The organism is Bacteroides cellulosilyticus DSM 14838 (assembly GCF_000158035.1).
GTDB classification, from domain to species: domain Bacteria; phylum Bacteroidota; class Bacteroidia; order Bacteroidales; family Bacteroidaceae; genus Bacteroides; species Bacteroides cellulosilyticus.
This window is the reverse complement of sequence record NZ_EQ973490.1, coordinates 954,607-969,614: the sequence shown is the minus strand read 5'-3', so window position 1 is coordinate 969,614 and position 15,008 is coordinate 954,607. Positions and strand designations below refer to the sequence as shown.

General features: G+C 50.6%; 12 protein-coding genes and 1 pseudogene. All 13 read left to right on the top strand.

Features of this window, described 5'->3' with window-relative positions:
* Positions 1-8 precede the first annotated feature (8 nt).
* Positions 9-1,316: a hypothetical protein gene (locus tag BACCELL_RS08335; protein ID WP_157133894.1), complete on the top strand. Its 1,308-nt coding sequence runs from the start codon at positions 9-11 to the stop codon at positions 1,314-1,316.
* Positions 1,317-1,414: 98 nt separating this feature from the next.
* Positions 1,415-2,728, top strand: coding sequence for a S41 family peptidase (locus BACCELL_RS08330; RefSeq protein WP_022209636.1), 1,314 nt, complete (start codon positions 1,415-1,417; stop codon positions 2,726-2,728).
* Positions 2,729-2,772: 44 nt separating this feature from the next.
* The gene (locus tag BACCELL_RS08325) at positions 2,773-3,483 is read left to right on the top strand and encodes a porin family protein (protein ID WP_007211257.1); all 711 of its coding nucleotides are present in this window, start codon (positions 2,773-2,775) and stop codon (positions 3,481-3,483) included.
* A gap of 37 nt (positions 3,484-3,520) precedes the next feature.
* Positions 3,521-4,897 carry a clostripain-related cysteine peptidase gene (locus tag BACCELL_RS08320; RefSeq protein WP_007211256.1) on the top strand — a complete coding sequence of 459 codons (1,377 nt, stop codon included), beginning with the start codon at positions 3,521-3,523 and terminating at the stop codon, positions 4,895-4,897.
* Positions 4,898-4,909: 12 nt separating this feature from the next.
* A complete protein-coding gene (locus BACCELL_RS27605; RefSeq protein WP_007211255.1) occupies positions 4,910-5,035 on the top strand; it encodes a hypothetical protein in 126 nt (41 codons plus the stop codon).
* Between the two features lie 38 nt (positions 5,036-5,073).
* Entirely contained in the window at positions 5,074-7,128 is a 2,055-nt protein-coding gene (locus BACCELL_RS08315; protein WP_044153514.1) for a clostripain-related cysteine peptidase, read from the top strand.
* A gap of 21 nt (positions 7,129-7,149) precedes the next feature.
* The gene (locus BACCELL_RS08310; RefSeq protein ID WP_007211253.1) at positions 7,150-9,204 is read left to right on the top strand and encodes a clostripain-related cysteine peptidase; all 2,055 of its coding nucleotides are present in this window, start codon (positions 7,150-7,152) and stop codon (positions 9,202-9,204) included.
* Positions 9,205-9,243: 39 nt separating this feature from the next.
* On the top strand, positions 9,244-11,271 hold the full coding sequence (locus BACCELL_RS08305; RefSeq protein WP_044153512.1) for a clostripain-related cysteine peptidase: 2,028 nt from the start codon (positions 9,244-9,246) through the stop codon (positions 11,269-11,271).
* Between the two features lie 82 nt (positions 11,272-11,353).
* A complete protein-coding gene (locus BACCELL_RS08300) occupies positions 11,354-12,175 on the top strand; it encodes a hypothetical protein (protein WP_157133893.1) in 822 nt (273 codons plus the stop codon).
* Positions 12,176-12,249: 74 nt separating this feature from the next.
* Positions 12,250-12,996 (top strand): hypothetical protein, encoded by a 747-nt coding sequence (locus tag BACCELL_RS08295; protein WP_007211250.1) that lies wholly within the window; start codon positions 12,250-12,252, stop codon positions 12,994-12,996.
* A gap of 98 nt (positions 12,997-13,094) precedes the next feature.
* Positions 13,095-13,562, top strand: a complete 468-nt coding sequence (locus BACCELL_RS08290) for a nucleoside deaminase (RefSeq protein ID WP_044153714.1) — start codon at positions 13,095-13,097, stop codon at positions 13,560-13,562.
* 14 nt (positions 13,563-13,576) lie between these two features.
* Positions 13,577-14,416 (top strand): hypothetical protein, encoded by an 840-nt coding sequence (locus BACCELL_RS08285; protein ID WP_007211248.1) that lies wholly within the window; start codon positions 13,577-13,579, stop codon positions 14,414-14,416.
* Between the two features lie 21 nt (positions 14,417-14,437).
* Positions 14,438-15,008 (top strand): annotated as a pseudogene (locus tag BACCELL_RS08280) (hypothetical protein); the annotation flags it as partial.

Genomic DNA, 15,008 nt, shown 5'->3' with positions numbered 1-15,008 from the left:
TAATGCTTATGAAACGAATGATTTATACCACCAAATTTATATCGGTTCTTGTCTTCGTCGCCCTCATGCTGGCCGCTTGCAACAAAGACGAGTGGAAAGACGACGTGGATGCGCTCAAGCAACCGATGCCCACGGGTATCGTCATCATGGACGCCGTGTCAGTCACGGCGGTGAAAGGAACCTCATTTCAGCTGCGTTTCCGGGTGAACCCTTCAGGCGTGGCAGTTACGGAAGGTAATCTTGAACTCGACTTGCAGAACAGCGACACCTACCTGCTCGTACCACCTACTCGAAGTGCCTTCTCTGCCCAGTCGCGGGCCTCTTACGTTACCCCGTCCGACTGTTATAAAATCACCGGAGTGGAACCCGACCGCAACGGTAGCGGCGAGATTCTCGACGGCCAGTGGATTGTGACCATCAAGACCCAGGGTGAAGGGAATTTCCGCAACGTTTCGGACCTCTACCTCGTCATGAACTATACCGATGCAGCGGGCGTGGCTCATAAAGTCAGCTCGCCGGTTTTGCCCGTGCAGATTGTCCCCACGGCGGACGAAGGGGTGGAGTTTCGCTACTCGCTGGTGCAGACCCTACGAACCGCGCATGGGGAGCTTAATCCCTACATACTCTACACGGACGTAAACACTTATCGTAATGCCTCGGGCGGGGAGTGGGTCTACGATATCAGCTTCATCACGAAGGCTGAGTCTCAGGGCGAGGCGATGACCCTCGATTGGCTCACCCTGCACGAGAAACAATACGTGTCGCTGATTCCCAAGGAAGGCCATGAGTTGTGGACCTCGCTCGAAGAGGGCAAAGAGAAGAAGGTGAGCACTGCGTCACAAGTGGCGATCACCGACTTCGGCGGCACGCAGAAGATTATCGACCTGCCCATCACCTACTGTCCGCGCACGGTTATTATTCGCCGAGACATGCCGATTGCAGAGCTGAACGCCAACCGCGATGACATTGATTACGTCATCGACCTGAGTGCCGAAGCTGCCGAATACGGGCTGACGGCGGACATGGCTTCGCATCTGACGCGCAGGCCGACAAGCATCGACTTCCACGGTGTTTTCATCGACAACTTTGGGATAGACGAGATCAACACGGTGGGCGAGGACAACACGTTCGTCCTCCAGGCGAGTCCCTTCATTCCAGACGAACTGACAGCCGGTTTCATAACGGCTGACGCTGATGCCGCCATCGCGAACTATATCCTGCATAGCTTTCCTCAGTATGGTGATCCCTTGGACAAAAACACGTTCCAGTTCCTGCTCGACATGGAGATCCGTATCCTGATCAACGGTGTGGAATAGACCGAAAGAAAGGATGACTATATGAAATGAAATACTCACAAAAAGCATTGAAAACTTATAAAATGTACAGATATCTCAAAAAGCAAACAATAATGTTTATGAAACGAATGACTTATACTACCAAATTTATGTCGGCTTTCGCCATCGTTACCCTACTGGCGTTGCTGACTGCCTGCCGCGACGAGGCAGACGACGTGATACAGCCCGGCGTACTTACTGCCGACAAGTCCCTGACCGAACAGTTTGATGCAATCTGGCACGGAATCAACCAGAACTACGTGTTTTGGGAGGCAGACCCGACCGATTGGGATGCCGTCTACAGCCAATACCGTCCGCGCTTCGTGGAGCTGGACAAGCAGGAAGCGGTTCCTACCGCCGACTTGCAGAAACTGTATGAAGAGATATGCGGTTCGTTTATTGACCATCACATGTTAGTCCAGTTGAGGAATGTGAAGGCAGGTCCGGAAGAAACGGAGCAGCTCTTCTATGTCCAACCCGGCGCAATGGAGGTGAAGAAACGGGAAGACTACCAGGAGTATATCCCCCGCGAAGGCTTCCAGGTATATCGTGACAAACTGAAGAAGGAGGGACGCATCACGCACGACCGGGAGTTCGTCGATAATAACCCCAATCCCGACTTGGACCACATGTTCACCTACGTTATTGACAATGACATCCTCTACCTAAGATTCAGCAACTTCAGCATCATTGCCCAGTTGGGGAACCATAATAAATCGGGCGAAGAGGTGGCGCAGGCTGCCGCCGCGGTCTATTGCGAATACGCCAACCAACTCTTGTTCAACCCGAACATCAAGGGAGTCATCATTGACGTTCGCAGCAACGGGGGAGGCTATTTGTTGGACATGTTCACCGTATTGGGACCGCTGTTGAAAGAAGACATACACGTGTTCGACACAAGAACCAAGATGGGAGTGGGACGGCTGGACTACGGCGAATGGGTTCCTTTCCGGGCGCAAGTCATCACGCAACGGAAATTAGGCGAACTGCTCGAAATGGAGGAACCACTGCCCGAAACCGACTGTATCGGTGACCGCCAAGTGGTAGTGCTGACAGACAGTTGGTCAGTGAGCATGTCGGAAATGACAGCAGAGCCGGTCAAGAAATTGCCCTATGCCACGGTGATAGGCACACGCACGTTCGGAGGTCATGGTCCCTTGACTTCTGAAACACACTTCTCCTTCTCCGGGCAGTTTGGCGACCCGGATTGTGCAAGTGTAAGCTATTATGTTTATACCAGTACATCGATGTCACGTACATCCGAAGGCGAAATACTGGAAGGCAAAGGGATAACACCTGACATCACGGTACCACTGGATGTGGAACAATTTACCGGCCAGCACATAGACAACCAACTGGAATACGCCATCGACTTCCTGCATGGCAAAAAATGAGACAATAACAAGATTAAGACATAAAAATAAACAAGAAAAAAGATATGAAACAAAATAAATGGATAGTAACCAGCCTGCTGCTTCTGGCAGGATGCCTGTTGCCCGACCGGGCAGCAGCGCAGTGGAAGGTGGGAGTGAGCGCCGGTTATGCTTACAACCAGTACAGCATCGATACCCAATATGCATACGACTTCAACTTCGACGGGCGCGGCGGGCTAACCGTGGGCATTCCCGTGGAATACGGCATCCTGGACTGGCTGGCGGTACGTGCCGACTTTGTCTATCTGCAAAAGGGGTACTCAATGCAACGTGCCTATAACCAAGGTTACCGCGACCGCCGCGACCACTACCTCTCGCTGCCTGTGATGGCACGCTTCTCGTTCGGCGGTGAAAAGTTACGCGGCTTCCTCCATGCCGGCGGTTACATGGGCTATTGGGCGGATAGCCGGGTGAAGGGTACAGAAATATCCTGGGATAATCTGATAGATGATTTTTTAGCCGACAATGAGTCGTTTGTCTTTGCACCTTACGACCGCCGGTATGAATTCATCTCCAAACGCGACAACCGTTTCGATGCCGGACTGGTGGGCGGCGTGGGCGTGTGCTACCGTATCCACCCCCATATCGAGCTGGAAGCGGAAGGCCGTTGCTACTATGCACTGACCTCCACGACCAAGGATTATATGAAACATACCAAACAACCGCAATACAACACCACCTTCACCATACAGGCTGGGGTAAAGTATTGTTTTTGACAAACATATTCTTTAATCACTCAAATTCTCATTCACAATGAAGAAAACAACTACATCCACCTTCGCACACTTCCTGCTGTGGTTAGTGTGCGCCACCCTGCCGCTCGGCTTCATCGCCTGCAGCGACGATGAAGCCCCCACCACCGAACAGAGCGCCGAACCGGAGCCGGAACCTGACGCCGACTACACCGTCATGCTCTACGGATGCGGCGGCGGAAACTTGGATGATGCCCTCATCTACAACCTCTCGCAAGTGGAAGGCTACGGCTATTCGGACAAGGTGCAGTTCACCGGACTGGTGAAATTCTCAGTCCCCTATCAAACGGGCGATGATGCTCAGTTCCAAGGCACGCGGCTCTACAGCCTCACGCCCACAGGTATGGAAAACGAGCGCATAGCCGATGCCGACTACCGTCTGGACAATCCCGACCACCTGGCCTCGTTCATCAGCGACGCGGCAGAGCGGATGCCCGCCAAGCGGTATGTCCTCGTGCTGTGGAACCACGGCTCGGAGTTCACGCCTGTCTATGACCAGCCCAGCAACTGGCCCGGCAGCAGCACACGCGGCGTGGTGTTCGACGACAACGTTAAGGAAGCCGGCGTGGACAGCCATCTCTCCATCTTCGAGCTGGAAGAAGGGCTGAAGCGGTCGGGGGTGCACTTCGACCTCATCTATATGGACGTGTGCCTGATGAACATGATGGAGAACATCTGCCAGATAGCCGACTACACGGACTACATCCTCAGCGCCTCGCACATCACCCCCGGCTACGGCGGTCATTACGGCCGGCTGATGGACAAACTGGAGCAACACAGCGAAGTGCTGCCCGCCATGCAGGAATATGTTCCGCTGACGGTGGAGTTGTGGAAAAGTCTGGATACCAACAACTCGTACGACCTGTCGCTGACCGACACCCGCATGTTGCAACCCGTGCTCGACGAGATGCGCCTCTTCACCGACGCGCTCATCGAAGAACGCAACAGTTGCCAGAATGACGCCGAGTCCTTGGAGCTGTTCGATTATTACCAACTCTATTCCATCTACCAATTCGACCAGTATCCCGGCAGTTACTCCATCGACCTCGACTATTATGCCAACCACATCGCCAACTACTGCATGAACGGGACGCTTTCCACCCAAGCCTACCTGTTGTCCAACGCTTTGCAGAAAATGCAGCCCGTGCGTGCAAGCCACCATAACGAAGGCATCATACCCGAATTTACCGTAGGCATCACTTGGATGCCCGCCGAATACTACAACAGGAACGACTTCGTGATAGAGGACGCAAACGGACAACAGTATGAATATGCCGACTATGCCGTCCTCTACCCGATGCTGAAGTTCCACCGGCAAACAGGATGGGGCAATTACCTTAGCATCAACGAGTTCCAACCGAAATCAGAGAATCCATAAAAGAATTCAAGTATGGCAGAAGACATCAAGTACCAGATTAACGGCCTGCCGGCCGACAACATCGTGAACATCATCGGAAGTGATGCCGGAAGAAGAAGCGGCAAAGGCGCTTGGCATGTGGATGAAGAAAGACGATAAAATAGAATCTTAAATAATACATTGTTTACATTAAAAGAATGAACAACATGAACAAATACCTGAATTATCTCGTCGCCTACCTCCTTTCATTGGCGGCCTTGTCATCCTGCAGCGATGACAACGAACCGACACCCGTTCCCGTGCCAGACCCCACACCGAGTGGCTACTGCCTCATGTTCTACATGTCGGGCGGTGACCCCGAACACGACATTCTCCTGATGGAAAGCGCACGCCAGGCTGCCGAGGCCACGGGCGACGATGTGGCGGTTACCATCCTGATGAAAGCCTCCGGCAAAGGAGAAGGCGAAGCGCGCAACGGCACGTGCCGCTACACCGCACAGGACGGGGTGCTGACACAAGATACCGAATTCGGCTCCGTCGATGACTTCGCCGTCACCGATCCCGCCAACCTTGCCGAGTTCATCCGCTGGTCAGCAGAGCAATATCCCTGCCGGCGCTATCTCCTTGCCTTCGGCGGGCACGGCATCACTTTCTCGCCCGAAACCGACTTGCCCGATCCGGCGGATGACACCCGTGCCGACCGGCCCGGCACCCGCGCCTCGCTGTCGGACAACGGCAATCTCATGACCGCTGCCCAGCTGGGCAATGCCATCCGCCAATCGGGCGTGGACCTCGAAGCCCTTATTGCCCACTCCTGTCAGCAGGGAAGCATTGAGATGCTGGCCGAGTGGGAGGGCACGGCCGACTACCTGCTCGGATCGCCTTTCTCCATACCCGACTATGCCTATGATTATACCTCCCTCATCAACGACCTCCGGGAAGGCTGCTCCGTGGAAGAGACCCTGAAGCGTACAGCCCATCGTGCCATCAACCTGTGGCAGGAGTTCCACAATCAGGGCGTCAGCGGCATGGTGATGGAAGTGACCCGTCTGCGCGACCTCAGTCCCCTGTGGGACGTGTTGCGGCAGACACTCGACCTGATGCACGAATCAATGGACGAGGTGAACCTCACGACCGACGCGCCGGCCGTTTACGGTGAGACCTACGGCAAAGGCTACATGCGTGCCTTGGTTGACAAGTATGAGAGGGACCATTCCGACTTTTTCCAGAACACACGGGCTTTTTACGCTGTTGATCTGCCGGGCTACCTGCATGCCGCCTTCGTACATAGCGGCAACATGAGCCTTGCCTCCTACATCAATCGGCTGGACGAGGTGCTGGCCGACATCGTGGTCACCCACCGGCAAACCGACGGGAAGCACGACTTCCTCTACAATGTCTACACTAACCTTTCCAACTACAGCAGCAGTGAAGAGGCGCGCGAACGCTATCACGACTGTCGTTTCGACCAACTGACGGGTTGGGGCACTTTCTACGAAGATCTCATGGACTATGTGAACCAATTGCCGGACGAGCCGGGTCGTATCCTGACCCCCATTGCCGATCACCTCACAGGCAAATGGGAAGTTACGAAGCTTTTCTATAAGGAGTATGGCGAGTGGGTACCCGAAAAGCTGCCCGTAGGCTCTGCACAGACCTTCACGCTGCGCGCCAACGGCGAGTTGTTCAGGACTCGTACTGCTGCCTACTGGACCAACTTATACCTATCGGACTGGGGAGACACGGACGATACCGACTTTACGTTCCGGATGGACAAAAGCCTCTGCAAAATCCACCGCCTCACCAAGAACAAGCTGGAGCTTACCGAAGAAGGCTTTCCCCAATACAAGATGCGTCTCCGCCGTGTCAGCGACGAAGACGAGAAGACCCTGGCCGAGCGCATGGTGGGCAAGTGGATCCTGTCCAAACGCTACCAGAAGGTGGACGGAGCATGGGTGGAAGTGACGGACGACCTGCCTCTGGAATGCTGGAGTGAGTACACCGAAGCCGGTAAGTTCACCACCTATACGCGCTGGGCCGACGAAGAACACCTGAACGAGGACATGACGTGGAGAGTGCACGAACTGACTGGAATAATAGGCTATTGGCCATCAGAAGAAGCCTCGCTTGCCTACTTCCGGATTGCCTTGGAAGACGACGACACGCTGGTCATGAACTACGCCGAGAACTACGACCCGACCCAGGAAGAACAAGTTAACACAGAGTATAAGGACATATTGGTAAGAAACTGAGTTTACGAAACGACATAATTTATGAATCTCAAATTTCAAGAAACAATGAAGAAATATCTCAACCATATACTGGCGCTGTTTATTGCGCTAACGGCTCTGTCATCCTGCAGCGATGACAACGAACCTTCTCCGGTTCCGGAACCGGATCCCACACCGAGTGGCTACTGTCTCATGTTCTACATGTCGGGCGACGACAAAATACATGACATTACTTTAATGGAGAGTGCCCGGCAAGCAGCAGCAGTATCGGATGACAACGTTGCCGTTACGGTACTGCATAAAAACTCCGGTGAAGGAGAAGGCGAAGCGCACAACGGTACGCACCGTTACACCGCGCAGAATGGCGTTTTGACCGAAGACCCGACATTCGATCCCGGTGAGGATTTTGCCATTACCGACCCCAAGGAACTGACGGATTTTATCCGCTGGTCGGTAGAGAAATACCCCAACCGCCATTATCTGCTTGTAATTGGCGGACACGGTAAAGCGTTTGTTCCATATGAAGATGAGGATGCGACCTCCACTAAAACGCGTGCGACACTCTATGATGACCACAAATATATGTCGTCCGCACAATTGGGAAATGCAATCTGCCAATCGGGTCAGAATCTTGACGCTCTTATATTCAACTCTTGTCAGCAAGGAAATATTGAAATGCTTGCGGAATGGGAAGGTACTGCCGACTATCTGCTCAGTACTCCTTTTATGTTGCCAGACTTTGGCTATGACTACGCTTCGCTTATCGGTGACCTGCAACAGGGACGCTCTGTAGAAGAGGCTCTTGCACGTACCGCCCACCGCGCAATCAATCTTTGGCAGGAATTTCACAACCAAGAAGAATGCGGGATGGTGACACAAGTTTCCCGAATCCGTGACCTCACTCCCCTGTGGGAGACAATGCGGCGGATTATCGGCGCGATGAATAAATCCATAGAAGATAGAAACTTCACTACCGATGCCCCGGCCGTGTATGGACAACCTTATGGACAAGGCTATGCAAGAGCGCTTGTCTCCAAATATGTCGGCAATGAAGACGATTTTTTTGAATATAATCGCCCAACTTTCGCATTGGATATTGTGGGATTCTTTCATGCAGCTTATGTGCAAAGCGGCAACATGAGTCTCGCTCCATATATAAATCGTCTCGATGAGATTCTTGCTGATGTAATTGTGACCCATCGACAGACTAACGGAAAGCATGATTTCATTTATCTTGTTTTCAATGCCTTGTCAATTTATGATAAGGAGTTAGATGGACAACTTTATCGTAAATGCCGGTTCGACAAACTCACGGGTTGGCGTGATTTCTATGATAGCCTAACGGATTTTGTCTATAACTATGAGGAGGAATGTGAGATTCTCACTCCCATTTCCGAACACATCATTGGGAGATGGGATGTAAAAGAAATGTTACGTAAGCGATTCAATGAATGGATACCTGCGGGAAATGAAGCGAGCGATTTGGGTGTCATGATTTTTCGGCCTAATAATGAAATTGTCAAGGTAAATAAAGCTGGAGGATATACACGATTGGGCATTAACCATTGGATTATAACAGAAGGGAATAAAATTAAGCTTACTGATTTTGATGTTGATGCTGAAACAGATATACTTCAACTTACCGAAAATGATTTAGTCCTCATGGAAACAGTCTCATATAGTAAAATGAAGGTACATTTCCAAAGGGCAAATGATATGGACAAGACGATAGCTGAAAGGATGGTAGGCAAGTGGTCGCTTTCCAAACGCTATGAGAAAGTAAATGGCGAATGGGTTGAAGTGGAGAATCTACCCGTTGAGTGTTGGGCCGAATTTTTAGAATCAGGATTATCAAACAGTTATACCCGTTTGTCCACCACCTCTGAAGGAGTTAAAAACGATAACATGCCTTGGCGGGTTCATGAAGAAACCGGAACTGTCATGTACATAAACCCTGCCGATCGAGTTCCGAGATTTTTCCGGATAGCGTTGGAAGACAACGACAATACAATGATTATGAACTATTCGGAAAACTTCAACCCGGAGTTGGAAGAACAGACAAGTACCGAGTATAAAGACATTCTGATTAGAAATTGAATTGGATTATATATTTTTTAATTCTAAAACCCAAAAACAGTGAAGAAATATCTCAATCATATACTGGCGTTGATTATTACGCTGTCGGGATTGTCATCTTGTTCCGACAAAGACGAACCGTCACCTATACCAGACGAACCGGAGGTGAACGGATACTGTCTGATGATGTATATATCGGGCGGCGACATGGAGCATGACCTTATTTTCGCCGAGAGTATCCGTCAGGCAACCGATGCTACCGGTGATGATGTGTCGGCAACTGTGTTGTTCAAAGCTTCCGGAAAAGGGGAAGGAGACCAACACAACGGTGTTCGCAGATATACCGCTCAGGACGGAGTCATGACAGAAGACGGGACATTCACCCCTGGCGATGACTTTGCCATCTATAACCCCGGAGAGCTGACGGAATTTATCCGCTGGTCGGCAGAGAAATATCCCAACCGCCATTACATTCTTGTTATCGGCGGTCATGGTAGCCACTTTTCTCCCTATAATGATTTGAAAGAGCAAGAAACTCCACCCTCAACAAGAGCCACTCTGTACGACAGCTACCATAGAATGACGTCCGCCCAGTTGGGGGACGCATTACGCCAATCAGGTCAGTATATGGATGCCGTGATATTCAACTCCTGCGAGCAAGGAAATATCGAACTGCTCGCTGAATTGGAGGGAACGGCCGACCTAATGCTCGGCTCCCCTTTCGTCATACCCGACCTCGCCTACGATTACACCTCACTTGTCAACGACTTGAGACAAGGGCGCTCGGTGGAGGAGACCCTGACCCTGACCGCACACCGCGCCATGAATCTGTGGCAGGAGTTTCACAATCAGGAAGTTGTTGGTCTTGCGGTTGTGGTGAGCAGGATTGGAAATTTGACACCTTTATGGGAAGTTCTGCGTGAGACGATTGACAAGATGAGCAACTCAATGCAGGATGTCAATTATACCACAGACGCTCCGGCAAAATATGGCCAGACCTATGGAGAAGGTTATTTAAGAGTCTTGCATTCAAAGGTGGGTCATGATTTGGATGACTTCTTTCAGACGATGCGACCCTATTACAGTTTGGATCTTGTGGATTTCCTCCACGCCGCCTACGTCGAGAGCGGGAACATGCGTCTCGCGTCCTATATAAACCGTCTCGATGAAGTGCTTTCAGACATTGTGGTGACTCATCGACAAACCAACGGCAAACATGATTTTCTCTATACTGCCTACACCAATACATCCGACTACCAGGCTGATGTACGGGAGCAATATCGCAAATGCCGATTTGAACAGCTTACCGGATGGTGCGACTTCTATGAAAACCTCATGTCGTATGGACATGAGTTGTCTGACGGAAGGGGTCTTGTGCTGACGCCTATTGCCGAGCGCATCATTGGCGATTGGGAACTTATTGAATCATTCAGAAAGGAAGGAGGAAAATGGGTCTTAAACGACAATGATGACGATTATATCTTAAAATATTCATTGAGGCCTAATGGCGATTTTTTCATGGTTTCCTCCATTGATGATGAAACAGCCCTCTCGCTCAATAAATGGGGCGATGTAAATGACGATGAACATACCTTAAAAATTCTTGATGAAGAATTGGAAGTATATCAACTTACCGAAAACATCATGGTACTTGTCAACACATTACCGAATATGAAGTACAAGATGCGTTTTCAACGTATCGCCACAGATGAAAAAACTCTCGCGGAGCGGATGGTCGGCAAATGGTCGCTTTCCAAGCGCTATGCCAAAGCCAATGGAGTATGGACTGAAATAACCGGTGATTATCCATTGGAGTGTTGGAGTGAATTTACCGAAAACGGAGTTTTCACTACCTATACGCGCTGGCCTGCTGAGGAATGGAAAAACGACAATATGAAGTGGTTTGTCAATGAATCAACCGGAGTCGTTACTTACTATGTTCCCGGAGAGCGGAAAGAGAGATATTACCGCATATCATTGGAAAACAATGACAATTCAATGGTGATGTATTACTCCGAAGACTTCAACCCGGAGTTGGAAGAACAGACAACCACCGAATACAAGGACGTGCTGGTGAGAGAGAACTAACTAATAATTAACAAAAGAATAATAAAAGGAACAGACTATGAAGAGACAATTACCAGCCCTCCTGCTCCTCGCCGCAGCGATTGTGGGAGCGGCAACCCTCTGCGGATGCAGCGACAGTGACAACCCTATCAAGAAACCCATCGCCGAACACATCTTAGGCAAGTGGGAACAGGTGGAGACCTACACGAAGATAGACGGCGAATGGGTAAAAGACAAATCACCCGAGGGGTTTGCCGAGAACGACCATTACCGGTTTCTGCCCGGCGGGAAGTTGATAAGAAGTACCGAAGACATCAAGAGAAGTATGGTATATCTGATGAACAACGAGTGGAGCGTAAACGAGTCCAACCACACAATGACAGTAAACGGATACGAATATACCATACTCCGGCTGACGGACGAGGAATGGGAGTTCAGCTATGAACCCAGTATTGACAAGGAAACCGGTGAGGTGGTGGAACAAGAGGGGAAAGCCATCTACCGCCGCATTGACGAATCGAAAAAGTGCCTCGTCGAGAAGATGGTGGGCAAATGGAAACTCTCCAAACGCTACGTGAGGAAAGACGGTGAGTGGGTGGAAGACACCCAAGACCTGCCCGATGAATGCTGGCGCGAATATACGGAAGAAGGCACATCCATCCACTATTCACACATGGGCAGCGAGGAGAAAAAGACTGATTACAAGGCATGGTGCATCTTCCCGTACGCAAGAACAGGAGGTATCTTTGGCTTGGGTACCGACATGATATACCACCTTCACGAGGACAAGCAACTGATAACCTTCGATGGCTTCCAGATGGACGATGACAATACCTTCTCCATCACCTATAGCAACTCCTTTGATTTTGATGAGGAAGGACTGAAGGAGAACGGTGGTCGTAAGGAGGTGTTCGTCAGAGAATAACAGCCAGGGTGCCGTCACCTTCACCGTGGGTGAATGAAGAATGAAGAATAAAGAATAACAAATATAGAATAAAGATGAAGAGAAGATTTAGAACTATGTCAGCACTGCTGACAATGGTGTTGGCTGCGATGTTTTGCGCCTTCACCTTCACTGCTTGCAGCGACGATGAAGACACTGACAACGAAGTGACTTACACCTACGGATTCGCCGAAATGTCGGCCTCACACCCCGATTTTCTCGAAGAGATGGGGAAGATAGAATCGGCCTTCAAGTCGGCCCTCGGCATCACCGGAAGTCCCTTTACAAAGCAGGGCACGGTGGAAGAGTGCGACAAGCAGGTCTATGCCGCCTGCCAGAAAGCCTACCAGTCACTCCAAGACGAAGGGTGGCAGGGCGACTACCTCTTCGAGGTGACAAACACCCTCACGGGAGAGGTGATATGCACGGCATTGTTCGATGCCGACAACGAGAACATCTTCGGTAGAACCCCGGCGGCAGCAATAAAGAGGACTGCAGAGAAGTATGCCGCCTTTGTCACGAAGCTGCATCCCGGTTTCCCTGCCCCGCTCACCGAGCCCTTGGTATGCACGGACTATAAGAATGAAACCATAACCTTTATCACCCTCAACGCACTGATAGACCCAGAAGATTTAGGAGCAAGGACGCGGTTTTTCCAAAATAAGTCCTTCGGCTCGACGTTACTGTCGGTGACCTACAAGGACAGTGGTATAACAGATGGCTTTGCCAAGCTGGAGTTACAGTTTTTGGAGAAGAAGGGGAAACCCCGATACACCATTGTATTCAGAAGCCCGAACAACTGATGAGGCCGGTTAAAACAAATAATAGAATGAGACAGCTTATATATATTATGATTACTATGGCACTTTTGTCGTCATGCCAACAGAAAGGAGACAAGAATATGACAAGTGAAGAACTTATGCGGAAAGCCATCGTGCTTGCCGAAGAAAATGTGGACAATGGCGGCGGTCCTTTCGGCGCTGTGATTGCACGCAACGGAGAGATTATCGCGACCGGGGTGAACCGGGTTACTGCCGAGCACGACCCCACCGCCCATGCCGAGGTAAGCGCCATCCGTGCAGCCTGCAAAAAACTGGGCACATTTGATTTGTCCGGTTGCGAGATATATACTTCATGTGAGCCTTGTCCTATGTGTCTGGGCGCAATCTATTGGGCTCATATCGACAAGATGTACTATGGTAACGACAAAGCCGATGCCAAGCGTATCGGTTTTGACGATTCATTCATTTATGAAGAAATCGCTCTTTCGCCTGAAAGCAGAAGACTGTCTTCTGAGAGGGTGTTGAAGGACGAAGCTGTCAAGGCTTTTGATATGTGGATGAAGAAAGACGATAAAATAGAATATTAATTAAGAAATACTTTATGGGAAAGAACTTTTTAACGATAGTGTATATCGCAATGATGGGAATGGTCGCATTTACAGCTTGCGGCAACAAGGAGAATAAAGAGGAAGCCATCGGCAAATCTATGGCCGAGAACCTTCCCGGCAAGTGGACAATAACCAAGAGCTATGAGAAAAAGGATGGCGAGTGGAAAGAAGTGATCGAGCCGGAAGGCAGCGGCACAACCTATCTTTTCCGCACCGACGGCTCCATGATGTCCGCCGTTACCTACGCCAATCACGACACCTATCTGAGATCTCGGACTTGGGCGGTAGAAGACCATGACAGTACATTGAAAATCAATTATAAAACATATCCGGTGGAGTACACCCTGATGCGCCTCACTGCCGACGAACTGGAATTCGGCTACGACAAGGCAACCGATATGACCACCGGCGCCACGCAAGAGGGAGAATTCAAATGGCTCTTCCGCCGCATAGACGAGGGGCAGAAGAACTTTGCCGAACGCCTTGTGGGGCGCTGGCATTTCAGCAAGAGCTACGAGAAAAAGAATGGAGAGTGGAAGGAGATCACCTATGGCATCCCCGATGAGGGGTGGCACGAATATACCGAGCAAGGCACTTTTAGCACCTACTCGCGCCAAGGCGACAACGAGCATACCACCGACCCGATGCAGTGGAAAGCGAATGCCGTCACCGACACAGTCTCCTACAAGCCCCTCGACAGCGACAAGGTGTCCCGAGTGCGCATCACCTTGGAGGATGACCGCACGATGTACGTGTTCTATTCCGTGAATTTCGACCCTGCTACAGGAGAAATGCGCGAGGGTGAGTATCGAGACCTTCTTCTGAAAGAATAACCACTAAAAATATTGACAGATATGAAAACAATCAGACGCTACTTCTTGTTGTTACCCGTCCTCATCGGACTGGCAGTTATTGCCACGTCCTGCGATGACAACGATTCTCCCGAAGATCCCATCCTGCGCCCCTTGGAACAGCATATTCAAGGTGTCTGGCAGGAATGGAAAAGCTACGAGGTGGAAGATGGCAAGTATATTGAAACGCCAAACCCTGAAGGCCACATGCTGGAGTATGACCTGCGGCCCGGCGGTGAAATGATAATCAGCTACAGTTTCTGGTATTCGACCATCTATGCTGGTACATGGTCGGTAAACGAAAAAGAAGACCTGCTTATCTGGGATAATTTCTCCTCTCGCATTTATCGCCTGACTGCCGATGAAATGGAGATAGGCGCAAATACAGCCATAGATGGTGAGACGGGAGAGACACTACACGGCGAATTCCGCTGGATTCTCCGTCGCTTCGACCGTCTGCATGACACATACGCCACAAGACTGTTGGGTAAGTGGAAACTCCTTCATCGTTATGAAATTAAGGATAAGCAGTGGGTAGAGACTTCTTTGGGAGCGGACGATGAGGGATGGCGCG